At 76.3% G+C, this 22,763-nt stretch carries 22 protein-coding genes and 1 pseudogene; 4 read left to right on the top strand and 19 right to left on the bottom strand.

Annotated elements, in window-relative coordinates:
• Nucleotides 1–146: 146 nt before the first annotated feature.
• The 3 genes from guaA to guaB are packed head-to-tail and all read right to left on the bottom strand — an operon-like array spanning nt 147 to nt 4,380.
• Nucleotides 147–1,709, bottom strand: coding sequence for a glutamine-hydrolyzing GMP synthase (gene guaA / locus CHC04_RS01635; RefSeq protein WP_089402151.1), 1,563 nt, complete (start codon nt 1,707–1,709; stop codon nt 147–149).
• Nucleotides 1,709–2,845: a GuaB3 family IMP dehydrogenase-related protein gene (locus tag CHC04_RS01630; RefSeq protein ID WP_089402150.1), complete on the bottom strand. Its 1,137-nt coding sequence runs from the start codon at nt 2,843–2,845 to the stop codon at nt 1,709–1,711. The genes guaA and CHC04_RS01630 overlap by 1 nt, the downstream gene beginning before the upstream one ends.
• Nucleotides 2,846–2,847: 2 nt before the next feature.
• Nucleotides 2,848–4,380, bottom strand: a complete 1,533-nt coding sequence (gene guaB / locus CHC04_RS01625) for an IMP dehydrogenase (RefSeq protein ID WP_089402610.1) — start codon at nt 4,378–4,380, stop codon at nt 2,848–2,850.
• A gap of 212 nt (nt 4,381–4,592) precedes the next feature.
• Between guaB and CHC04_RS01620 the strand changes: the two genes are divergently transcribed.
• Nucleotides 4,593–4,952, top strand: coding sequence for a DUF5319 family protein (locus CHC04_RS01620; protein ID WP_089402149.1), 360 nt, complete (start codon nt 4,593–4,595; stop codon nt 4,950–4,952).
• A gap of 68 nt (nt 4,953–5,020) precedes the next feature.
• Here the strand turns inward: CHC04_RS01620 and CHC04_RS01615 are convergent, their stop codons facing one another.
• Nucleotides 5,021–5,755 carry a response regulator transcription factor gene (locus CHC04_RS01615; protein ID WP_089402148.1) on the bottom strand — a complete coding sequence of 245 codons (735 nt, stop codon included), beginning with the start codon at nt 5,753–5,755 and terminating at the stop codon, nt 5,021–5,023.
• A gap of 242 nt (nt 5,756–5,997) precedes the next feature.
• On the opposite strand from CHC04_RS01615, the gene CHC04_RS01610 reads away from it, so the two are divergent.
• A complete protein-coding gene (locus tag CHC04_RS01610) occupies nt 5,998–6,297 on the top strand; it encodes a WhiB family transcriptional regulator (protein ID WP_089402147.1) in 300 nt (99 codons plus the stop codon).
• Between the two features lie 167 nt (nt 6,298–6,464).
• On the opposite strand, the gene groL is transcribed toward CHC04_RS01610, so the two are convergent.
• Nucleotides 6,465–8,108, bottom strand: coding sequence for a chaperonin GroEL (gene groL, locus CHC04_RS01605; RefSeq protein ID WP_089402146.1), 1,644 nt, complete (start codon nt 8,106–8,108; stop codon nt 6,465–6,467).
• Between the two features lie 155 nt (nt 8,109–8,263).
• The gene (gene groES, locus CHC04_RS01600; RefSeq protein WP_089402145.1) at nt 8,264–8,572 is read right to left on the bottom strand and encodes a co-chaperone GroES; all 309 of its coding nucleotides are present in this window, start codon (nt 8,570–8,572) and stop codon (nt 8,264–8,266) included.
• Nucleotides 8,573–8,754: 182 nt separating this feature from the next.
• Here groES and CHC04_RS01595 point away from each other — a divergent pair, with 182 nt between their 5' ends.
• Nucleotides 8,755–9,960: a class I SAM-dependent methyltransferase gene (locus tag CHC04_RS01595; protein ID WP_089402144.1), complete on the top strand. Its 1,206-nt coding sequence runs from the start codon at nt 8,755–8,757 to the stop codon at nt 9,958–9,960.
• Between the two features lie 73 nt (nt 9,961–10,033).
• Here CHC04_RS01595 and tsaD read toward each other — a convergent pair whose 3' ends face one another.
• The 7 genes from tsaD to CHC04_RS01560 form a co-directional block, all read right to left on the bottom strand.
• Entirely contained in the window at nt 10,034–11,068 is a 1,035-nt protein-coding gene (gene tsaD, locus CHC04_RS01590; RefSeq protein WP_089402143.1) for a tRNA (adenosine(37)-N6)-threonylcarbamoyltransferase complex transferase subunit TsaD, read from the bottom strand.
• Entirely contained in the window at nt 11,065–11,505 is a 441-nt protein-coding gene (gene rimI / locus CHC04_RS01585) for a ribosomal protein S18-alanine N-acetyltransferase (RefSeq protein ID WP_245816904.1), read from the bottom strand. Before rimI ends, tsaD begins: the two co-directional genes overlap by 4 nt.
• A gap of 2 nt (nt 11,506–11,507) precedes the next feature.
• On the bottom strand, nt 11,508–12,146 hold the full coding sequence (tsaB, locus tag CHC04_RS01580; protein ID WP_089402142.1) for a tRNA (adenosine(37)-N6)-threonylcarbamoyltransferase complex dimerization subunit type 1 TsaB: 639 nt from the start codon (nt 12,144–12,146) through the stop codon (nt 11,508–11,510).
• 11 nt (nt 12,147–12,157) lie between these two features.
• Complete coding sequence (locus CHC04_RS01575) at nt 12,158–12,664, bottom strand: GNAT family N-acetyltransferase (protein WP_217897125.1); 507 nt, start codon at nt 12,662–12,664, stop codon at nt 12,158–12,160.
• Nucleotides 12,665–12,748: 84 nt separating this feature from the next.
• Nucleotides 12,749–13,438 (bottom strand): haloacid dehalogenase-like hydrolase, encoded by a 690-nt coding sequence (locus CHC04_RS01570; protein WP_089402141.1) that lies wholly within the window; start codon nt 13,436–13,438, stop codon nt 12,749–12,751.
• Complete coding sequence (tsaE, locus tag CHC04_RS01565; RefSeq protein ID WP_089402140.1) at nt 13,435–13,890, bottom strand: tRNA (adenosine(37)-N6)-threonylcarbamoyltransferase complex ATPase subunit type 1 TsaE; 456 nt, start codon at nt 13,888–13,890, stop codon at nt 13,435–13,437. Before tsaE ends, CHC04_RS01570 begins: the two co-directional genes overlap by 4 nt.
• A complete protein-coding gene (locus tag CHC04_RS01560) occupies nt 13,887–14,516 on the bottom strand; it encodes a uracil-DNA glycosylase (RefSeq protein ID WP_089402139.1) in 630 nt (209 codons plus the stop codon). Before CHC04_RS01560 ends, tsaE begins: the two co-directional genes overlap by 4 nt.
• Before the next feature lie 51 nt (nt 14,517–14,567).
• On the opposite strand from CHC04_RS01560, the pseudogene CHC04_RS01555 reads away from it, so the two are divergent.
• A pseudogene (locus CHC04_RS01555) lies at nt 14,568–15,173 on the top strand (TIGR04222 domain-containing membrane protein); the annotation flags it as partial.
• Here CHC04_RS01555 and CHC04_RS01550 read toward each other — a convergent pair.
• The 6 genes from CHC04_RS01550 to glmM form a co-directional block, all read right to left on the bottom strand.
• Complete coding sequence (locus CHC04_RS01550; RefSeq protein WP_089402138.1) at nt 15,170–16,369, bottom strand: alpha/beta fold hydrolase; 1,200 nt, start codon at nt 16,367–16,369, stop codon at nt 15,170–15,172. The pseudogene CHC04_RS01555 and the gene CHC04_RS01550 overlap by 4 nt on opposite strands.
• On the bottom strand, nt 16,369–17,499 hold the full coding sequence (gene alr / locus CHC04_RS01545; RefSeq protein WP_089402137.1) for an alanine racemase: 1,131 nt from the start codon (nt 17,497–17,499) through the stop codon (nt 16,369–16,371). Before alr ends, CHC04_RS01550 begins: the two co-directional genes overlap by 1 nt.
• A complete protein-coding gene (locus tag CHC04_RS01540) occupies nt 17,496–18,950 on the bottom strand; it encodes an NAD(P)H-hydrate dehydratase (RefSeq protein ID WP_217897124.1) in 1,455 nt (484 codons plus the stop codon). Before CHC04_RS01540 ends, alr begins: the two co-directional genes overlap by 4 nt.
• Nucleotides 18,947–19,321, bottom strand: a complete 375-nt coding sequence (locus CHC04_RS01535) for a holo-ACP synthase (protein ID WP_089402136.1) — start codon at nt 19,319–19,321, stop codon at nt 18,947–18,949. The genes CHC04_RS01540 and CHC04_RS01535 overlap by 4 nt, the downstream gene beginning before the upstream one ends.
• Before the next feature lie 96 nt (nt 19,322–19,417).
• The gene (gene glmS / locus CHC04_RS01530) at nt 19,418–21,292 is read right to left on the bottom strand and encodes a glutamine--fructose-6-phosphate transaminase (isomerizing) (RefSeq protein WP_089402135.1); all 1,875 of its coding nucleotides are present in this window, start codon (nt 21,290–21,292) and stop codon (nt 19,418–19,420) included.
• A gap of 116 nt (nt 21,293–21,408) precedes the next feature.
• On the bottom strand, nt 21,409–22,752 hold the full coding sequence (gene glmM / locus CHC04_RS01525; protein ID WP_089402134.1) for a phosphoglucosamine mutase: 1,344 nt from the start codon (nt 22,750–22,752) through the stop codon (nt 21,409–21,411).
• Between the last annotated feature and the right edge of the window lie 11 nt (nt 22,753–22,763).

Below are 22,763 nucleotides of genomic sequence, written 5' to 3'. Positions count from 1 at the left end.
GGCCCGGGTGCCGGGACGCTAGGTCGGGAGGTGCGACGGCTGTGGGGGTCGGCGACACGCCGTCCGCGATGTGACGTGCACCACAGGGCGTGGCGTGACGCGTCGTGTCCGGCGGGCGACGCGAGGAGGGCAGCGGCCCGGGGCCGCTACTCCCACTCGATGGTGCCCGGGGGCTTGCTCGTGACGTCGAGGACGACCCGGTTGACCTCGGCCACCTCGTTGGTGATCCGCGTCGAGATCCGGGCCAGGACGTCGTAGGGCAGCCGGGTCCAGTCGGCGGTCATCGCGTCCTCGCTCGACACCGGCCGCAGCACGACCGGGTGCCCGTAGGTGCGCCCGTCACCCTGGACGCCGACCGACCGGACGTCGGCCAGCAGGACGACCGGGCACTGCCAGATCTCCCGGTCCAGCTTCGCCGCGGTGAGCTCGGCGCGGACGATCGCGTCGGCCCGCCGCAGGACGTCGAGCCGCTCCTGGGTCACCTCGCCCACGATGCGGATGCCCAGCCCCGGGCCGGGGAACGGCTGGCGCCACACCATCGCCTCGGGCAGCCCGAGTTCCAGGCCGACCGCGCGCACCTCGTCCTTGAACAGCGTGCGCAGCGGCTCGACGAGGGTGAACTGCAGGTCCTCGGGCAGCCCGCCGACGTTGTGGTGGCTCTTGATGTTGGCCGTGCCGGTGCCGCCGCCGGACTCGACGACGTCGGGGTAGAGCGTGCCCTGCACGAGGAAGTCGACGCCCTCGCCGTGCTCGTGCGCGTCGCCGACGACGTCGAGGGCGGCCTGCTCGAAGACCCGGATGAACTCCCGGCCGATGGTCTTGCGCTTCTCCTCCGGGTCGGAGATCCCGGCCAGCGCGGTGAGGAACCGCTCCCGCGCGTCGACGACCCGCAGGTCCACCCCGGTGGCGGCGACGAAGTCCCGCTCGATCTGCTCGGTCTCGCCCTGGCGCATGAGGCCGTGGTCGACGTAGACGCAGGTCAGCCGGTTCCCGATCGCGCGCTGCACCAGCGCCGCGGCGACGGCGGAGTCGACGCCGCCCGACAGCGCGCACAGCGCCCGCCCGTCGCCCACCTGTGCACGGATCCGCTCGACCTGCTCCTCGACGACGTTGGCCGCCGTCCACGTGGGCTCAAGGCCGGCGATGTCGAAGAGGAAGTGCTCGAGCACCGTCTGCCCGTGCGCGGTGTGCCGCACCTCCGGGTGGAACTGCACCCCGGCCAGCCGGCGGTCGACGTCCTCGAACGCGGCCACCGGCGCGCCGGTGGAGGTCGCGGTGACGGTGAACCCGGGCGGCGGGAGGCTGACGGCGTCGCCGTGGCTCATCCACACCGACTGCTCGACCGGCAGGTCGCCGAAGAGCCGGCCGCCGGTGGTGACGGTCAGCGGGGTGCCGCCGTACTCGCGGTCGCCGGTGTGCGCGACGGTGCCGCCGAGGGACTGCGCCATCGCCTGGAACCCGTAGCAGATGCCGAAGGCCGGCACGCCGCCCTCGAACAGCGCGGGGTCGACCTGCGGCGCCCCGTCGGCGTACACGCTGGAGGGCCCGCCGGAGAGCACGATCGCCGCAGGCCCCCGCTCCAGGATCTCCTCGACGGGTACCGACGACGGGACGATCTCGGAGTAGACGCCGGCCTCGCGGATGCGCCGGGCGATGAGCTGGGCGTACTGGGCGCCGAAGTCGACGACGAGGACGGTCGGGAAGTCCATCAGTCGGCACGACCCCCGATGACGAGGTCCACGCGCTGGAACTCCTTCAGGTCGCGGTAGCCGGTCTTGGCCATCGTGCGGCGCAGCGCGCCGAACAGGTTGGTGCGGCCGTCGGCGGTCTCGGCCGGCCCCAGCAGCAGCTGCTCCAGCGACCCGCGGGCCGGCACCGGCGCCGAGGTGCCGCCGCGGGGCAGCCGCGGGTGGGCGGCGACGGAGTCCCACCACACGCCGGCGGCCGGGGCCTCACGGGCCGCGCGCAGCGGCTCGCCGAGCTGCACGGCGTCGGCGCCGCAGGCCAGCGCCCGAGCGATCGCGCCGCTGGTCTCGATCCGGCCGTTGGCGATGACGTGCACGTACCGGCCGCCGGTCTCGTCGAGGTAGTCGCGGCGGGCGGCCGCGGCGTCGGCGATGGCGCTGGCCAGCGGCACCCGGATGCCCATGACGGCGTCGCCGGTGGAGAAGCTGTCGGCGCCCACGCCGACGATCACGCCGGCCGCGCCGGTGCGCATGAGGTGCAGCGCCGTCGTGTAGTTCGCCGCCCCACCCACGATCACCGGGACGTCGAGGTCGGCGATGAACGACTTGAGGTTGAGCGCCGCGCCCTGGGTGGTCACGTGCTCGGCCGAGACGATGGTGCCCTGGATGACCAGCAGGTCGACCCCGGCGGCGAGCACGGTGGGGGCCAGCTGCTCGGTGTGCTGCGGCGAGACCCGCACCGCGGTGGTCACCCCGGCGTCGCGCATCTCCTTGACCCGGGCGCTGACCAGGTCGGGCTTGACCGGCTCGGCGTAGACCTGCTGCAGCAGCGACACCGGCGGCGGCGCCTCGGCGGCGGCGTCGCGCAGCTGCCGGTACACCGGCAGCGGGTCGTCGTAGCGGGTCCACAGCCCCTCGGCGTTGAGCACGCCGAGGCCGCCGGCCTGGCCGACGGCGATCGCCGTCGCCGGGCTGACGACGGCGTCGCTCGGGCTGGTGACCAGCGGGATCTCGAAGCGGAAGGCGTCGATCTGCCAGGCCGTGGAGACGTCGTCGACGTCGCGGGTGCGGCGGGAGGGCACGATCGAGATCTCGTCGAGGTCGTAGCCCCGGCGGGCGAACCGGTTCATGCCGATCTCGACGGTGTCGCGGGCGGGCATGGTCAGCGCCCCCGGTAGTTCGGCGCCTCGACGGTCATCTGGATGTCGTGCGGGTGGCTCTCGGTCAGCCCGGCGGCGGTGATCCGGATGAGCCGGCCGCGCTCCTGCAGGTCGGCCACCGTGGCGGCACCGGCGTAGCCCATCGACGCGCGCAGCCCGCCGACGAGCTGGTGGGCCACGGTGGCCAGCGCCCCGCGGTAGGGGACCTGGCCCTCGATGCCCTCGGGGACGAGCTTGTCGTCGGAGAGGACGTCGTCGGCGAAGTACCGGTCGCGGCTGAAGGACTGGTTGCCGCGCTTCTGCATCGCGCCGAGCGAGCCCATCCCGCGGTAGGTCTTGAACTGCTTGCCGTTCATGAACACCAGCTCGCCCGGGGCCTCCTCGACCCCGGCGAACAGCCCGCCGATCATCACCGTGTCGGCGCCGGCGACCAGGGCCTTGGCGATGTCGCCGGAGTACTGCAGGCCGCCGTCGGCGATGACCGGCACGCCGGCCGGCTTGCACGCCCGGGCCGCCTCGTGGACGGCGGTGAGCTGGGGGACGCCGACGCCGGCGACCACACGGGTGGTGCAGATCGACCCCGGTCCGACGCCGACCTTCACCGCGTCGACCCCGGCGTCGACCAGCGCCTGCGCCCCGGCGCGGGTGGCGACGTTGCCGCCGACCACCTGCACGCCGCCGTCGCCGCCGAACTGCTCGCGCACCCGGGCGACCATGTCGAGCACCGCCCGCTGGTGGCCGTGGGCGGTGTCGACGACGAGCACGTCGACCCCGGCGTCGACCAGCAGCCCGGCCCGCTTGAAGGCGTCCTCGCCCACGCCCAGCGCGGCGCCGACGACGAGCCGGCCGTCGGCGTCCTTGGTGGCGTTCGGGTACTGGTCGCGCTTGACGAAGTCCTTGACCGTGATCAGGCCGCGCAGCCGGCCGCTGTCGTCGACGATCGGCAGCTTCTCGATCTTGTGCTGGGACAGCAGCCGCAGCGCGGTGTCGGCGTCGACGCCCACCGGGGCGGTGACCAGCGGCATCCGCGTCATGACGTCGCGCACCAGCCGGTGGTGGTCGGTCTCGAAGCGCATGTCGCGGTTGGTGACGATGCCGACCAGCACGCCGTCGTCGTCGACCACCGGGGCGCCGGAGATGCGGTAGCGGGCCGACAGCGCGTCGACCTCGGCCAGGGTGTTGTCCGGCGAGCAGGTGACCGGGTTGGTGACCATGCCGGCCTCGGAGCGCTTCACCAGGTCGACCTGGCCGGCCTGCTCCTCGGCGGCGAGGTTGCGGTGCAGCACGCCGACGCCGCCGACGCGGGCCATGGCGATCGCCATCCGGGCCTCGGTCACGGTGTCCATCGCGCTGGAGACCAGCGGGACGGCGATCCGGATGCCGCGGGTCAGCCGGCTGCTGGTGTCGACCTCGGCGGGGACGACGTCGGACTCACCGGGGATGAGCAGGACGTCGTCGTAGGTCAGGCCGAGCGGGGCGAACTCCGCCGGCAGCTCGGGGCGGTGCCCGTCAGGTGCGTGGTCGTCGGGCTGCATGGTCGCCGCCACCCTCTCGGTCGGATCAGCCCCCCGCCGGGTGCGCGGGAACCGTCCTCGATCGTAGGCCGGGCCGTCGCGGGGCCGGGACGCCGCCGGGAGGTGCTGGACGTGGGAACCGGGGGCGGGGGCGGCTACCGTGTCCTGCGGACGTGCGGGCCCCGCGCGCCCGTGCGGAAGCGAAGCGCCGCCAGCACGAGGGAGGAGGCACCGTGAGTCCCTTCGACGACTCCCCGGACTCCGGCCGCACGCCGTCGGACCCGCCGCCGCTGACCATGGAGGAACGGGCCGGCGTCCTCGACGACCTGGCCGAGCTCGAGGTCTTCCGGACGCTGCTCGAGCCCACCGGCATCAAGGGCATCGTCGTCGACTGCCCCGACTGCGACGAGGAACACCACGTCGACTGGGCGCTCATGCAGGCCAACCTGCGCCAGCTGCTCGAGGAGGGGCAGACCGGCCGGCACGAGCCGCCCTTCGACCCCGACCCCGACGACTACGTCAGCTGGGACTACGCCAGCGGCTACGCCGACGGGGTGGCCGCGGTGGCCGAGCGCGAGGAGCCCGGCGGCTGAACCTGCCGGGACGCAGCGAGGGGCCCCTCCGGTGTGCGGAGGGGCCCCTCGCTGCGTTCTCGTCCCGGTCAGCTCATCATGCCGCGGCGGAAGCCCGTCGCGACCGCCTCGGCGCGGTCCTTGGCGCCGAGCTTGCGGAACAGCCGGCGGGCGTGGGTCTTGATGGTGTCCTCGGAGAGGTAGAGCTCGCGGCCGATCTGGGCGTTGCTCTTGCCCTGGCTCATGCCGGTGAGGACCTGCATCTCCCGCATCGACAGCGCCACCGGGGGCGCGGTCTCGCGGACCGTCGAGCTCACGGCGCGCGGCCCGGCGCCGTTGAGGGGCGTCGCCCACGCCGGCGCGGGGGCGCCGACCGAGGCCAGCGGCACCGGCGCGCTCACCGGGTGCGGCGGGCGGCCGTCGGCGCGCAGGCCCACCCGGGACAGGCCCAGGCCCATCTCCAGGGCGCCGGCGTCCCAGCGCAGGTAGCCCCGGGCGCCGACCGCGACCGCGGCCCGCACGGTCTCGGCGTCGTCGGGCGCGCCGAGCACGAGGACCGGGACCGACGGGTGGGTCCGGATCACCTGGGTGGCCACGGTCAGGCCGGTGTCGACGGCGCGCTGCGTGCCCACCAGGAGCACGTCGGGCTGCCGGGTGGCCAGCCGCTGCACGAGCGCGACGGCGTCCCCGACGACCTCGACCCGGCCCACGAACGGCAGGGCCACCAGGCGGGCCGCGACGTCGTCGCGGACCCGGCGGCGCTCGTCGTACACCCACACGGTCGTGGCACCGTGCCCGGGCCCACGCATCCTGTCGTCGATCACGCGTTGCTCCTCGTCTCCCCCGGCCGGGCGGTCGCCCGGGTCACTCGACCCGCGTAACGGCGGGGCCGGTGATCACCTTGACCGGCGGTGGGGACGCAGGACAGCCGTGCTCACCCTGCGGAGGGAGAGGACAGCCGGGAAAATGCCGATCCCGGTCGTGTTTGACGCCACCGACCCTCGGGCACCGGCCCACGTGCAGCCGGACCGCCCCCTCCGGCTCGCACTGAGCCGAGGAGGACCAGATGGCCGACATCCGCCGACTGCCGACGCCCGTGGCCGAGGTCTGGGACTGGCAGCTCCACGGTGCCTGCCGTGGAGAGAGCACGGCCCTGTTCTTCCACCCGGACGGCGAGCGCGGTCCCGCGCGGGCCCGTCGGCAGGCCGCCGCGAAGGCCGTCTGCGGCAAGTGCCCCGTCGTCGAGGCCTGCCTCAAGCACGCCCTCGCCGTCCGCGAGCCCTACGGCGTGTGGGGCGGCATGAGCGAGGAGGAGCGGGCCCGGCTGATCGCCGCGGAGCCCGCCGCCGTCGCCGCCGGGGTGTAGCCACCCCCGGCAGACGACGAGAGGGCCGGTCCAGCAGCTGCTGGACCGGCCCTCTCGTCGTGTGCCGCCCCTGTCCTCCCACGAGCGGGGGGACAGGGACGGCTCCGGTGGCCCCCCTGCAGGGACCCGCCGCGAGCGTGCGAGCGGTGCGGGGCAGGGGGCCTGGATCAGTGGCTGTGACCGTGACCGTGCGAGTGGCCGTGGGTGTGGTGCCCGGCCCCCGCGTGCTCGTGCTCCTCCTCCGGCGCCTCGACGACGGCGGAGTCGGTGGTGAGCACCATCGCCGCGATCGACGCGGCGTTGCCCAGCGCGGCCTTGGTGACCTTGACCGGGTCGATGACACCCTGGGCGGCCAGGTCGCCGTACTCGCCGGTGGCGGCGTTGAAGCCCTGGCCCACGCCGAGGTCGCGGACCTTGCTGACGACGACGCGGCCCTCGAAGCCGGCGTTGTCGGCGATGCGGGCCAGCGGGGCCTCGAGCGCGCGCTGCACCGAGCGGGCGCCGGTCAGCTCGTCGCCGGAGAGGTCGAGCGCGTCGACCGCGGCGGCGGCGTGCACGAGCGCGGAGCCACCGCCGGGGACGACGCCCTCCTCCACCGCGGCGCGGGTGGCGGCGATGGCGTCCTCGATGCGGTGCTTGCGCTCCTTGAGCTCGACCTCGGTGGCCGCGCCGACGCGGATGACGCCGATGCCGCCGGCCAGCTTGGCCAGCCGCTCCTGCAGCTTCTCGCGGTCCCAGTCGGAGTCGGTGGACTCGATCTCGCGGCGGATCTGGGCGACCCGGTCGCCGATCGCGCCGGCCGTGCCGCCGCCGTCGACGATCGTGGTGGTGTCCTTGGTGACGGTCACGCGCCGGGCGGTGCCGAGCACCTCGAGGCCGACCTGGTCGAGCTTGAGGCCGACGTCCTCGCTGACCACCTGGCCGCCGGTGACGATGGCGAGGTCGGTCATGAAGGCCTTGCGGCGGTCACCGAAGTAGGGCGACTTGACCGCGACCACGCGGATCGTCTTGCGGATGGAGTTGACGACGAGGGTGGACAGCGCCTCGCCCTCGACGTCCTCGGCGACGATCAGCAGCGGGCGGGCGCCGTTGCCGAGCACCTGCTCCAGCAGCGGCAGCAGGTCGGCCAGCGCGCCGATCTTGCCCTGGACGAGCAGGACGAGCGCGTCCTCGAGGACGGCCTCCATCGCCTCCTGGTCGGTGATGAAGTAGGGCGAGAGGTAGCCCTTGTCGAACTGCACGCCCTCGGTGACGTCGAGGTCGGTCGACATGGTGGTGCTCTCCTCGACGGTGATCACACCGTCCTTGCCCACCTTCTGCATCGCCTCGCCGATCAGCGCGCCGACCTCGGCGTCCTGGGCGGAGACGGTGGCGACGCCGGCGATGGCGTCCTGCTCCTCGACCGGGATGGCGACCTCGTCGAGGGCGGCCGAGACCGCGTCGACGGCGGCGCGCATGCCGCGGCCGAGCGCCATCGGGTTGGCGCCGGCGGCGACGTTGCGCATGCCCTCCTTGACCAGCGCCTGGGCCAGCACCGTGGCGGTGGTGGTGCCGTCGCCGGCGACGTCGTTGGTCTTGGTGGCGACGTTCTTGGCCAGCTGCGCGCCGAGGTTCTCGTAGGGGTCCTCGAGCTCGACCTCGCGGGCGATGGTGACGCCGTCGTTGGTGATGGTCGGGGCGCCGAACTTCTTGTCGAGGACGACGTTGCGCCCGCGCGGGCCGAGGGTCACCTTGACGGCGTCGGCGAGCTTGTCGACACCGCGCTCGAGCGCGCGGCGGGCGTCCTCGTTGAACTTGATGATCTTGGCCATGGGGCCCTTCCGATCAGATCGCTACGGGGTGAGACGGCGACCGCCCCGGGACCCGGTGTTCGGGTCGCCGGGGCGGTCGGGTGCCGTGCTGGAACGGCCCCGTCGCAGGGCCCCGCCGCGGGCTCGCGAGCGGTGGGGGCGACGGGGTCCTTCGACTACTTCTCGACGACGGCGAGCAGGTCGCGGGCGGAGAGCACCAGGTACTCCTCGCCGGCGTACTTGACCTCGGTGCCGCCGTACTTCGAGTAGATGACGACGTCGCCGACGTTGACGTCGAGCGGGACGCGGTTGCCGTTGTCGTCGATGCGGCCGGGGCCCACGGCGATGACCGTGCCCTCCTGCGGCTTCTCCTTGGCGGTGTCCGGGATGACCAGGCCGGAGGCGGTCGTGGTCTCGGCCTCGTTGGCCTGGACGACGACGCGGTCCTCGAGCGGCTTGATGGTGACCTTGGTAGCGGTCGTCACGGGGTGACGCCCCCTTCGGGATCGGACGGCTGGTGGTCTCACATGCTGTGGCACGGGGGCCGGGCCTGCCGTCGCGGGGGTCAGGCGCCTGCCCGTGTCGATTGGCACTCTACCCACGAGAGTGCCAGCCACTCAACCGGGTCCGCCGCCCGGGCGACCCGGCCCTGGGGCAGGCTGGCCGGGTGCCCGACGACGCCCTCGCCCGCCTCCGCACGCCGGAGGGCGCGGCGGCCACGGCCAGGGCCGCCGCGCTGCTGGCCGAGGGGGTCGACGTCCTCGCCGGCGTGGCCCGGCTGCGCGCCGAGGTCGGCCCCGAGCTGGCCGGGCCGGCGTGGGAGCTGGCCCGGCTGCGGGCGCGGGCCCGGCCGGTGTTCGGCACCGACGCCGACCGGCTGTTCCTCACCGCCGACACCCTGGAGCAGGCCGGCCGGCCCGAGCTCGCCGCCCGCCGGGCCGCGCGGTTGCTCGCCGACGGCACCGACGCCGCGGCCGACCTCGGCTGCGCGGCCGGCACCGACACCGTCGCGCTGGCCCGGGCCGGGGCGCGGGTGCTGGCCGTCGACCGCGATCCGGTGGCCCGGGAGCTGACCGCCGCCAACGCGGCGGCGCTCGGCGTGGCCGACGACGTGTGGGTGGTGGCCGGCGACGTCGTCGAGCTGGTGGACGCCGCCCGGGGCGGCGAGGTGGCCGGCTGCGGCGCCGCCGTCCTCGACCCCGCCCGGCGGGCCGGCGGGCGCCGGCAGCTCGACCCCGACCGCTGGTCGCCGCCGTGGTCGACGGTGGCGACGCTGCTCGAGCGGGTGCCGCGGTCGGTGGTCAAGGTGGCGCCCGGGCTCGACCACGGGCGGGTGCCCGAGGGGATCGAGGCCGAGTGGGTGTCGGTGCGGGGTTCGATCGTCGAGGCGCTGCTGTGGGGCCGCGGCGTCTCGGCGGTGTGGCGGCGGGCGACCGTCGTGCGCGACGGCGCGGTGCACGAGCTGACCGCGGACGCCGACCCGGGACCGGCCGCCACCGGACCGGTCGGCGGCTGGCTGCACGAGCCCGACCCCGCCGTCATCCGCTCTGGCCTGGTGTCCCTGGTGGCCGCCGACCTCGGCGCGACGCTGGTCGACCCGACGATCGCCTACCTGACCTCCGGCGCGCCCGCCGACTCCCCCTGGGTCACCTCCCACCGGGTCGGGGAGGTGCTGCTGTTCAACCTCAAGAAGCTCCGCGCACTGCTGCGGGCGCGCGGGGTGGGCCGGGTCGTGGTGAAGAAGCGCGGGTCGGCGATCGAGCCGGAGACCCTCGCCCGGCAGCTGCGCGGCCCGGGTGCCGGGACGGCCACCGTCGTCGTCACCCGGGTGGCCGGTGCCCCCACCGCACTGGTGTGCGACGTCAGCGGGTGAGGAAGGACCCCGTCCTCCTCACCCCTCGCACGCTCGGGGCGAGCCTCTGGACGGGGCCGCTCCTGTTCGTCGGTCAGCGGCTCACCGTCTCGACCGGCAGGCTGCTGTCGGCGCCCAGGTCGGGCGCCGACGGCGCGACGCCGGCGGCGACCAGCCGCGAGCCGAGCGCGGCGACCATCGCCCCGTTGTCGGTGCACAGCCTCGGACTGGGCACCCGCAGCACGATCCCGGCCGCGGCGCAGCGCTCCTCGGCCAGCGCCCGCAGCCGCGAGTTGGCCGCCACTCCCCCGCCGAGCACGAGGTGGTCCACGCCGTGGTCGCGGCAGGCGCGCACCGCCTTGGCGGTGAGCACGTCGGCCACCGCCTCCTGGAACGACGCCGCCACGTCGGCCACCGGCACCGGCTCCCCGGCCCGGCGGCGGGCCTCGACCCAGCGCGCGACGGCGGTCTTGAGCCCCGAGAAGCTGACGTCGTAGGGCGCGTCGCGGGGGCCGGTGAGGCCGCGCGGGAAGTCGATGGCGGCCGGGTCGCCCTCGCGGGCCGCGCGGTCGATCGGCGGGCCGCCGGGGAAGGGCATGCCGAGCACCCGGGCGACCTTGTCGAAGGCCTCGCCGGCGGCGTCGTCGATCGTGCGGCCCAGCGGGGTGACCTCGCGGGCGAGGTCGGGCACCAGGAGCAGCGAGCTGTGCCCACCGGAGACCAGCAGCGCCAGCGACGGCTCGGCGAGCCGGCCGTGCTGCAGCTCGTCGACGGCGACGTGCGCGGCGAGGTGGTTCACCCCGTAGAGCGGCTTGTCCAGCGCCAGCGCGTACGCCTTGGCCGCGGCCAGCCCGACCAGCAGCGCGCCGGTCAGCCCGGGCCCGGCGGTGACGGCGACGGCGTCGACGTCGGACGGCGCCACCCCGGCCTCGGCCAGCGCGCGGTGCACGGTCGGGACCATCGCCTCCAGGTGCGCCCGGGAGGCGATCTCCGGCACGACGCCGCCGAAGCGCTCGTGCTCGGCGACGGAGGTGGCCAGCGCGTCGGCGAGCAGGGTGTGCCCCCGGACGACGCCCACGCCGGTCTCGTCGCAGGAGGTCTCGAAGCCGATCACCAGCGGCTCGGTCACAGCAGTTCCCTCTTCATCACGACGGCGTCGGTGTTGCTCGGCTGGTAGTAGCGCGGGCGCCGGCCGATCTCGGTGAACCCGCGCCGCCGGTAGAGCCCCTGCGCCACCTCGTTGTCGGCGCGGACCTCGAGCAGCACGAGCGGACTGCGGCGGTCGGCCTCGGCGAGCAGGGCGTCGAGCAGCAGCGCCCCGATGCCCTCCCCCTGCCGGTCGCGGGCGACGCCGATGGTCGCGACGTGCGCCTCGTCGTCGTAGGCGATCAGCCCCGCGTAGCCGACGACGACGCCGTCGTCCTCCGCGACGAGGTAGTGGCGGGTGTCGGTGCGGGCGAGCTCGTCGCGGTACATCGCGCGGGTCCAGGTGTCGGGCGCGAAGAGCTGCTCCTCCAGCGCCAGGACGGCGTCGAGGTCGGCCAGCCGCATGGGTCGCAGCCGCACGCTCACGCGGTGGTCACCGGCTTGAACGACGTGGGCGGGACGGCGTCGGGGCGGCGCAGGTAGAGCGGCACGAGCGGCCCGGCGGAGGAGGGGTCGGCCAGCGGCCCGGCCGCGGCGTGCAGCAGGCCGGCCGTGGTCACCTCGGCCGGTTCCACCGGGGCGCCGAGGCGCTCGGCGAACCGCGGGTCGCCGACCAGCGGACCGGTGAGGCCTGCCTCCTCGGGACGGACGACGCCGGGCCCGTCCACCCGCGCGCCCTCGGCGTCGTAGGCGGCCCAGTACACCTCCCGGCGCCGGGCGTCGGTGACCACCGTGCGCGCTCCCGAGCCGACGGCGTCCAGCGAGCAGACGCCGACCGCCGGGACGCCGCGCGCGTCGGCGAGCGCCGCGGCGGTGACCACCCCGACCCGCAGCCCGGTGAACGGCCCGGGTCCCAGGCCGGCGACGACGACGTCGACGTCGGCGAGGGCGAGGCCGGCCGCCGCGAGCACCTCGCGCACGGTGGGGACCAGCAGCTCGGCGTGCCGGTTGCCCGAGGGGACGGCGCGCTCGGCGAGGACCTCGGCGTCCCCTGCGGCGGAGCGGCGGGCGACCCCGGCGACCAGCGTGGGGGTCGCGGTGTCGAGGGCGAGGACGAGCACGACCGTCGAGGTTAGACCGGCAGCTCGTAGACGATCTCGAGGCCGTCGTCGGGATCGACCTCCTGGCCCACCTCGACGAAGCCGAACGGCCGCGCCACGGCGAGCGACGCCACGTTGTCCGGGGCGATCGAGAGCCGGACCACCCGCACGGCCGGGTCCGCGCGGGCGCGGTCGAGCATCGCCGCGAGCGCGGCCCGCGCGTACCCGCGGCGCCGGTGCTCCGGCAGCACGGCGTAGCCGATCTCGACGGTGCCGCGCTCGTCGGGCGGGCCGTGGAACCCGGCGCGGCCGACGGCCAGCCGCCGGTCGGGGTCCCAGACGACGCCGGTCACCCACTCGGCCACCGCCGGGTCCGCGGCCGCCTGCGCGGCTCGCAAGCGCCACACCGGCGCCCAGTCGGGGTCGGCGAAGACCGGCGGCAGCGGCACCGGGCTCGCCGCGTCCGCCGCCGCCAGGTCGCCGTCGGCCAGGGCGCTGAACGCCGGACCGGACAGGGCCAGCACCTCGACCCGGAGCACGGCCGCGAGGCTAGTCCTGCCGGTCGGGCGCCGCCCCGGCGCAGGCCTCGGGACCGGCGGGTGGGGCGACCGTCGGCCGTGCCCTCACGCCCGCGGGTGGGCCCACCGCAGCAGGTCGACGTCCGCGCCGAGCTCTCGCCGCAGTCGGGCCAGGTCCCGCGGCGTCGGGTCCACCACGTGCGGGACGCGGGCGGCACGCAGCAGCGGCAGGTCCGAGGCGCTGTCGGAATAGGCGTGGTCCACCGGCAGCGGGACCCCGGCGGCCCGCAGCGCCTGCAGCTTGCCCTCGCCTCGCGCGGGGACCGTGCGGGCCGGCAGGCCCCAGCGCGTGCGGCGCAGGTCGGAGGCGACCACCTGGACGTCGCCCAGCCCGACGACCCGGCACACCTCCACCGCCAGCGGCACGGGACAGGCGGTGGCCACGACGACCCGGTCGCCACGGTCGAGGTGCTCGCGGAGCCGGGCGACCCCGGCCAGGGCGGCGCGACCACCTGCCGTGCCGGCGTGCTCCCCGGCGAAGGAACGGGCGGCCGCGGCGAAGGCCTCGGCGTCGAGGCCCACGGCGGCCAGCCACACGAGCCAGCGCTCCGCGGACAGGCGCACCGGACGGAGTCCGAGCGCCGGCAGCCACACCGGCGCGGTCAGCAGCGCCGCCGTCAGCCGCAGGGGGTGGCCCACCAGCAGGGAGCGGAGGAAGGCGCCGAAGGAGTCCCCGGCGACGAGCGTGCCGTCGAGGTCGAAGACGACGGTCTCCCGCCGGTCGACAGCGCTCACCGGTCGCCGTCGAGCCGGGCCTCCCAGCGGGGCCCGCGCGGGACGAGGACGGCGGTGCGGACGTCGTCGTCGCGGCGGTCCAGACGGACCTCCAGGTGCTCGTCGGCGAGCTGCTCGACCAGCCCGGCGCCCCACTCGACGACGGTCACCGACTCCTCGGTCGAGGCGTCGAGGTCGAGGTCGTCGACGTCGGCGACCCCGCCGAGGCGGTAGGCGTCGACGTGCACCAGCGGCAGCCGCCCGCCCCGGTGCACCCGGGCGATGACGAACGTGGGCGAGGTGACCGGCTCGGGGACCCCCAGCGCGGCGCCCAGCCCCTGGGTGAGCGCGGTCTTGCCGGCGCCCAGCGGGCCGGTGAGCACCACCAGGTCACCGGGCCGGACGACGGCGGCCAGCGCGGCGCCCAGCGCCCGGGTGTCCTCGACCGTGGGCAGGACGTGCTCGCGCCTCACCGCAGGCTCGCCGCGACCGAGGTCAGGTCGGCCAGCAGCCCGGCGCGCGGCGCCCCGTTCGGGCCGAAGCGGATGGCCGCCGACGGGTGGTAGGTGGCCCAGACGGCGCGGCCGTCGACGTCGTGGGGGCGGCCGCGGGCCTCGCCGAGCACGGTCCTCGGCCCGAGGAACCACTTCGCCGACGACAGCCCGAGGGCCACCACGACCGGCGGGTCGAGGAGCTCCAGCTGCCGGCGCAGCCAGCCGCTGCAGCGGGCGACCTCCGGCGTCTTCGGCGTGCGGTTGCCCGGCGGGCGGCACTTCACGACGTTGAGGACGGCGGCCTCCGCGCGGTCCAGCCCGGCCTCGGCCAGCAGCACGTCCAGCAGCTGCCCGGACTTCCCGACGAAGGGCCGGCCGGTGGTGTCCTCGGTCGCGCCGGGTGCCTCGCCGACCAGCGCGAAGCGTGCCCGCCCGCGCGCCGGCGGGTCGCCGACCACGACGTGCTGCCGGGTGGCGGCCAGCTCGAGGCAGGCGACGCAGGGTGTGGCGGCCGCGGCCAGCGCCGCCCAGTCGGCGGCCGCGGCGGCGGTGCGGGCGACCTCCTCGGCGGTGGCGTCGGACCGGGGCGGACGGGGGGCGGCCACGGCCCGACCCTACGGCGGGCCGGTGGGCGGAGCCCGGGGGCTTCCGCGGCCGCCCGCGTCCTGTCACCGTTGGCGCGAGCCCCCGCGCCGGGAGGAGCCGCCATGACGCAGCAGCCGGACGTCTACGACGTCGCCTGTCTCGCCGGCGGCCCGCACCGGGTGGTCGACACGGCCCTGGTGTCGCTGGTCGTCACCGGCCGGGTCCGCGCCGTCGCCCCCGGGGAGCTGCAGGTGGTCGACCCGCGGCGGCGCCACCCGGTCGAGGCCGCCGTCCTCGACGCCGTCGGCGGCCGGGGCCGCCGCTCGGTGGAGACGGTGCGGTGGCGGGCGCTGGCCGACGAGCGGGTCACCGGCATCACCGGGTGGCTGCGCGGCCGGCGGCTGCTCGGTCGCTTCGGCCGGCTGACCGCGGCGGGACGCCAGGTGCTCGAGCGGGCCCGCGCGGCCGACGTCGGGCCGGTGCTGCACGTCGCGCTCGACGGCCGGGAGCGGCTGACCGACCCGGGGCTGCGCGCGGCGGTGCTCGAGCCGCCGCGCCGGCCGGTGCTGCCCGGCAGCGGGGTCTCGCCGTGGGTGCTCTCCTACGCCGACGGCTGCGACGTCGCCCAGCGGACCCGCGACCGGCTGCTCGCCCGCGGCGCCGACGGCCGTCCCTAGACGCGGCCCGCGGTCTCGGCCGCCACCCGGCGCACCAGCCGGCCCAGCGCGCGGGTGACCTCCTCGGGCTTCTCCAGCGGCACCAGGTGCCCGGCATCGGGGACGACGACGTACTCGACCGTCGACCCCTCCCCGCCGAGCAGCTCGACGAGGGTGTCGCTGTGCGCCCGCGGGATCATCGAGTCCGCGTCGCCGGTCAGCACGAGCGTGGGCACCCGGCGCAGCGGCTCGAGGGCGCCGGTCTCGTCGAGGCCGGCCAGCGCCGGGTAGAACTCCGCGATCACGTCGACCGGGGTGCCGGCGATCATCGCGTCGACGTAGCGGCCCAGCCGCGGGTCGACGTCGGTGGAGGCGAACGACAGCGACCAGGTGGCCGCCGAGACGACGTCGGCTGCCAGCCGGCGGGTGCGCTCGGCGAAGGCCGGCCGGCGGCGCATCGTCCAGGCCGCCACCGGGAGCACCGCGGCCCGCACCCGGGTGAGGAACTCGGGCAGGCCGAAGTCGAGGTCGGCGAGGTTGCCGCTCGACGTCGACACCAGCGCCACCCCGGCCACCTTCGTGCCGAACAGCTCGGGGTGGAGGTCGGCCAGGCCCATGACGGTCATCCCGCCCATCGAGTGGCCGACGAGCACGACCGGCCCGGTGGGCACCCGCGTCTCCAGCACCGTGGCCAGGTCGCGCGCGAGCTGCTCGATGGTGGAGTTCTCCGCCGGCCCGCGCGAGGAGGCGCCGTGGCCGCGGTGGTCGTAGAAGACCAGCCGGGCCGCGGGCCGGTGGCCGTTGGCGGTGGCCAGCTCGGCGCCCAGCGCCCGCCGCTGGAAGGTCCACGACGCCATCGACAGCGTGTAGCCGTGCACGAAGACGACGGTCAGCGGCGCGTCGAGCGGGCCGACCTCCTCCACCGCGAGCAGCACGCCGTCGTCGGCCTGGACCAGCGCGGTGCGGTCGGCCTGCCGCGAGGCCGGGCCGAGCGGGTCGTCCTCGCGCAGCTGCGCGTCGCTGGCGCCCTCGGGGAGCGCGCCGCCCGGCGCGAGCCGCTCCGCCCGCACCCGGCGGGTGGCGATGCGGGCCACGGCGACGCCGACGGCGGTGGTGGCCGCCGCCAGACCGACGACGGCGCCGGCGACCCCCACGGCCGGGTGCCGTTCCAGTGCGCCGGCCAACCCGGGTCGTGCCGCGCCGGTGCCGCGTGCCATCAGACCGCTCCCGCCGACCCGACGTACCGGCGGGTGAAGCGCCCGCCGACCCGGGTGACCAGCTCGTAGTGGATGGTGTCGAGCGCGTCGGCCCACTGCTGCGCGGTGGGCTCGCCGCCGTCGCCGGGGCCCCACAGGACGACCTCGTCGCCCGGCGCCACCGCGGCGTCGTCGACGTCGAGGACGAACTGGTCCATGCACACCCGCCCGGCGATGACGCGCTGGGCGCCGCCGGCGAGCACCGGCGCGCGGTTGCCGGCGGCCCGCGGGACGCCGTCGGCGTAGCCGACCGGCACCAGCGCCAGGGTGGTGTCGGTGGCCGGTGCGTAGGTGTGGCCGTAGGAGACGCCGGCGCCGGCCGCCACCCGCTTGGTCAGCGCGACGCGGGCCCGCACCGTCATCGCCGGCCGCAGGCCGTGGACGGCGGGGTCGCCGCCGAGCGGGTCGAGCCCGTAGAGGGCGATCCCCGGGCGGACCATGTCGTACCAGGTGTCCGGCAGCGCCACCGTGGCCGCGGAGTTGGCCAGGTGCCGGCGGCCGTCGAGCCCGGCGGCGCGGGCGAGGCCGACCGCCTCGTCGAACAGCCGCACCTGCGCGCCGATCGTGGGGTGGGTGGGGGCGTCGGCGTAGGCCATGTGGCTCCACAGCCCCACGACCTCCACCTCGCCGGCGTCCTGCGCGCGGGCGGCCGCGGCGACCAGGCCGGGCCAGTCGGCCACGGTGGCGCCCTCGCGGGACAGGCCGGTGTCGACGAACAGGTGCAGCCGGGCGGTGCGGCCGGTGGCGCGGGCGGCGTCGACCACCTCGGCCAGCCCCCACTCGGCGTTGACCGACACCTCGACGTCGGCGGCCAGCGCCGGGGCGAAGTCGGTGCCGGGGGTGTGCAGCCAGGCCAGCAGCGGGGCGCTGACCCCGGCCGCGCGCAGCGCCAGCGCCTCCTCGAGCACCGCGACGCCGAGCTGGTCGGCGCCGCCCGCCAGCACCGCGCGCGCGGCGGGGACCAGGCCGTGCCCGTAGCCGTCGGCCTTGACCACGGCCATGAGCGGCCGGCCGACCCGCTCGCGCAGCGCGGCGGCGTTCGCCGCGATCGCGTCGAGGTCGACGACCACCTCGGCCCGGGGTGTGTTCACGCCTCCGAGTCTGGCAGGCCGGTGCCACGCACCCGGCCCACCGTCTCGGGGAGTCGGCGCACCAGGTCACCGGCCACGATCGGCCCGGCGGCGGCCGCGACCTGACCGGCGCGGCCGTGCAGGTGGGCGGCGGCCGCGGCGGCCTCGGCGGCGGGCGCGCCGGTGGCCAGCAGCGAGCCGAGGATCCCGGACAGGACGTCGCCGCTGCCGGCGGTGGCCAGGTCCGACGTGCCGGTGGCGTTGACGAACGCGGTCCCGTCCGGGCCGGCGACGACGGTGGCGTCGCCCTTGAGCAGGACGACGGCGCCGAGGTCGGCGGCCAGCCGCCGGGCGCTGCCGATCCGGTCGGCGCCCGGCGGCTCGCCGAAGCGGGCGAACTCGCGGTCGTGCGGGGTGAGCACGGTGGGCGCACCCCGGCCCCGGACCAGCGCCGGCTCGCGGGCGGCCAGCGTCAGCGCGTCGGCGTCGACCACCACGGGCAGGTCGGTGGCGAGGACCTCGGCGAGGACGCGGCGGGCGGCGTCGTCGGTGCCCGCGCCGGGGCCGACCACCCACGCCTGCACCCGGCCGGCCTCGCCGGGGCCGCCGTCGGTGACGATCACCTCCGGCCAGGCCGTGCGCACGGCGTCGCCCGCGGGGCCGGCGTGGCGGACCAGGCCCGGGCGGGTCCGCAGCGCCGCCCCGGTGCACAGCACACCGGCGCCGGGGTAGGCCGCCGAGCCGGCGACGACGCCGACCACGCCGCGCGAGTACTTGTCGTCGCCCGGCCCGGGCGGTTCCAGGTGGACGGCGACGTCGGCGTCGGTGAGCTGGTGGGCGCGGGCGGGCGCCAGGTGGGGGCCCAGGCCGATGTCGACCAGGTGCACGGTGCCGGCGTACCCGCGCCCCTCCCCCACGACCAGCCCCGGCTTGACCGCGCCGAAGGTGACCGTGTGCAGCGCGGGGAACGCCGCGCCCCCGACCGCGCCGGTGTCGGCGTCGACGCCGCTGGGGACGTCGACGGCGACCGTCAGCCCCGGTCCGGTGGCGGCCCGCTGCGCCAGCCGCGCCGCCTCGGGACGCAGCCCGCCGCGCCCGCCGATGCCCACGATCCCGTCGAGGACCAGGTCGGCGCGGTCGAGCCCGTCGTCGCCGTCCGGGCCGGCCACCCGCCCGCCGGCGCGGCGCAGCGCGGCCAGGCCCGCGGGGTGGGCGCGGGCGGGGTCGAGGAGGACGGCGGTGACGCGGGCGCCGCGGGCGGCCAGGTGCGCGCCGGCGAACAGCGCGTCGCCGCCGTTGTTGCCGCCGCCGACGAGCAGCGTGGCCCGGGTGCCGTGGGCCCGGCCGAGCAGCCGCAGGCAGACGGTGGCCAGCCCGGTGGCCGCGCGCTGCATGAGGGCGCCCTCGCGGGTGGCGGCCAGCAGCACGTCCTCCGCGGCGCGCACCTCGGCGACGGTGGACAGGCCGATCACGGGGTCCCCTCGCCGACGACCACCGCCGAGGCGATCCCGCCGTCGTGGCTGAGGGACAGGTGCCAGCGGGTGATGCCCAGCTCCGCGGCCCGGGCGGCGACCGTGCCCCGGACCTCCAGGTGCGGTCGGCCGTGGTCGCCGACGGTCACCTCGACGTCGTGCCACCGCAGCGCGCCCGGCGCGCCGAGCGTCTTGGCCACCGCCTCCTTCGCGGCGAACCGCGCGGCCAGCGACTCGGCGCTGCGCTCGGTCCCGCGCGGGGTGGTCTGCTCGGCCTCGGTGAACAGCCGGTCGCGCAGCCCGGGGGTGCGGACCAGCGACTCGGCGAAGCGGGTCACGGGGACCACGTCGATCCCGACCCCGACGATCACGCGGTCAGTCTGCCGTGCCGCCACGGGTGCTGCCGGAACGGCCACCCTCCAGGGTCCCGCGCCGAGCCTGCGAGGCGTGGGAGGAAGGGTGGCCCGTCACTCGACGGTGACGCTCTTCGCCAGGTTGCGCGGCTGGTCGACGTCGAAGCCGCGGGTGTCGGCGATCTCGCAGGCGAGGATCTGCAGCGGCACCGTGGTCACCACGGGGGCCAGCAGGGTCGGCGTCCGGGGCACGCGGATGAGGTGATCGGCGTAGGGGACGACGTCCTCGTCGCCCTCCTCGGCGATCACGATCGTGCGGGCACCGCGGGCCCGGACCTCCTGGATGTTGGAGACCACCTTGCCGTGCAGCAGGCTGCGGCCCCGCGGCGACGGCGCGATGACCACGACGGGGGTGCCCTCGTCGATCACCGCGATCGGCCCGTGCTTGAGCTCCCCGGCGGCGAAGCCCTCGGCGTGGATGTAGGCGAGCTCCTTGAGCTTGAGCGCGCCCTCCAGGGCCACCGGGAAGCCCACGTGCCGGCCGAGGAACAGGATGGTGTCGGCGTCGGCCAGCGAACGGCCGAGCTCGCGGACCGGCTCCATCTGGGTGAGCACCCGCTCGACGGCCTCGGGCAGCTTCTGCAACTCGTGGACGATCGCGGCGACCTCGTCGGCGTACTTGATGCCGCGCACCTGGGCGAGGAACAGCCCGACGAGGTAGCAGGCGACGATCTGCGCCAGGAAGCTCTTGGTCGAGGCGACGGCGATCTCCGGGCCGGCGTGCGTGTACAGCACGGCGTCGGACTCGCGCGGGATCGTCGAGCCGTTGACGTTGCAGATGGCCAGCACCCGGGCCTTCTGGTCCTTGGCGTGGCGCAGCGCCATGAGGGTGTCCATCGTCTCGCCGGACTGGCTGATGACGACGACCAGCGTCGAGCGGTCCAGCACCGGGTCGCGGTAGCGGAACTCGCTGGCCACCTCGACCTCGACCGGGATGCGGGTCCAGTGCTCGATGGCGTACTTGGCGATCAGCCCGGCGTGGTAGCTGGTGCCGCAGGAGACGACGAAGACCTTGTCGACGTCGCGCAGGTCCTGGTCGGACAGCCGCACCTCGTCGAGGACCAGCTCGCCCTCGTCGCCGAGGCGGCCGAGGAGGGTGTCGGCGATGGCGTGCGGCTGCTCGGCGATCTCCTTGAGCATGAACCAGTCGTGACCGCCCTTCTCGGCGGCCGCGGCGTCCCAGTCGACGGTGTAGGCGGTGGGCTCGGCGGGCGCGCCGTCGAAGTCGGTGACGGTCAGCCCGCGGGTGCGGTCGATCTCGACGACCTGGTCCTGGCCGAGCTCGCGGGCCTCGCGGGTGTGCGCGATGAACGCGGCGACGTCGGAGCCGAGGAAGTACTCGCCGTCGCCCACGCCGACGACCAGCGGGCTGTTGCGGCGGGAGGCGACCAGCGTGTCGGGCTCGTCGGCGTGCGCGGCGACCAGGGTGAAGGCGCCCTCCAGCCGGCGGCTGACCGCGCGCATCGCCTCGGCCAGCCGGCCGGGGCCCTCGGGCTGCCGATCGTAGGCGGCGGCGAGCAGGTGGGACACGACCTCGGTGTCGGTCTCCGAGCGCATCTCCACGCCGGCCGCCTCGCACTCGGCCCGCAGCGCGGCGAAGTTCTCGATGATCCCGTTGTGGATCACGGCCACCCGGCCGTCGGCGGACAGGTGCGGGTGGGCGTTGCGGTCGGTGGGGCCGCCGTGCGTGGCCCACCGGGTGTGCCCGATGCCGATCGTCGACTCGGGCAGCGGCGCGTCGGCCAGCACCTTCTCGAGGTTGGCGAGCTTGCCGGCCTTCTTGGCCGCGGCCAGCTCCCCGGAGTCCGGGCCGCCCACGCGGACGGCCACGCCCGCGGAGTCGTACCCCCGGTACTCCAGCCGCCGCAGACCCTCGAGGACGACGTCCAGGGCGTTCTTGGGGCCGACGTAGCCGACGATGCCGCACATGTGCACCGAGGGTACCGGCGGAGGTGGACCGATCCGTCCCTCCGAGGTGTGAGACGCACCGGCCGCCCCAGCCACCCCACCGGGCACCGGCGGCGACCCGGGGCGGCCGCCACGGGTCAGCCGACGGCGGCGACGACCTCGGCGAGGCGCCGGGCGACGGCGTCGGCGTGCTCCTGGGTGGGCGCCTCGACCATCACCCGCACCAGCTGCTCGGTGCCCGAGGGACGCAGCAGCACCCGGCCGTCGTCGCCGAGCTCCTCCTCGGCGGCGTTGACCGCGGCGGCGACGGTGTCGCTCTCCACGACGGCGATGCGGTCGCGGACCGGCACGTTGACCAGCGTCTGCGGCAGCCGCTGCACCACCGCGGCGAGCTCGGCCAGCGGCGCCCCGGTGACCGACATGCGCGAGAGCAGCGCCAGCCCGGTGAGCAGGCCGTCGCCGGTGGTGGCGTGGTCGAGGAAGACCAGGTGGCCGCTCTGCTCCCCGCCCAGGGACAGCCCGCGGGCGCGCAGCGCCTCGAGCACGTAGCGGTCGCCGACGGCGGTGGTGTGCACCCCGATGCCGGCGTCGCGCATGGCGTGGTGGAAGCCGAGGTTGCTCATGACGGTGGCGACGACGGTGTCCTGCGCCAGCGCGCCGCGCTCCTTGAGGCCGAGCGCGCAGACGGCGAGGATCGCGTCGCCGTCGACGACCTCGCCGGCGGCGGTGACGGCCAGGCAGCGGTCGGCGTCGCCGTCGTGGGCGATGCCGAGGTCGGCGCCGGTCTCCCGCACGGCCTGCGTCAGCGGGCCCAGGTGGGTCGAGCCGACGCCGTCGTTGATGTTGCGGCCGTCGGGCTCGCCGCCGATGACGGTGACGTCGGCGCCGGCGCGGCGGTAGACGTCCGGTGCGCAGGTCGCCGCCGAGCCGTGCGCGCAGTCGACGACCAGCCGCAGCCCCGAGACGGGCGCGGGCAGCGTGGCCAGCAGGTGGGCGGCGTAGTCGGCGGCGCCGCCGGGCAGGTCGCGGACCCGCCCGATCTCGGCCCCGACGGGCCGGTGGCCGGCCGCGTCGCCGGCGAGCACCGTCGACTCGATCGCCGCCTCGACCGCGTCGGGCAGCTTGTGGCCGCCGCGGCTGAACAGCTTGATGCCGTTGTCGGGCATCGGGTTGTGACTCGCCGAGATCATCACGCCGAGGTCGGCGCCGGTCCCGGCGGTGAGGAAGGCGACGGCCGGGGTCGGGAGCACGCCCACGCGGAGCACCTCGGCGCCCGCGCTGGCCAGGCCCGCGACCACGGCGGCCTCGAGCATCTCCCCGCTGGCGCGGGGGTCACGGCCGACGACCGCGACGGGACGCGAGGTCCCGTCGCGGTCGGCGAGCACACCGGCGGCCGCACGGGCCACCGAGAGGGCGAGCTCCGGCGTGAGGTCGGCGTTGGCCCGACCCCGGACGCCGTCGGTCCCGAAGAGGCGACCCACGGCGGTGCCGG

It is taken from the genome of Geodermatophilus saharensis, assembly GCF_900188205.1.
In the GTDB taxonomy this organism is placed as follows: Bacteria; Actinomycetota; Actinomycetes; order Mycobacteriales; family Geodermatophilaceae; genus Geodermatophilus; species Geodermatophilus saharensis.
This window is presented reverse-complemented; position numbering and strand designations above follow the sequence as displayed.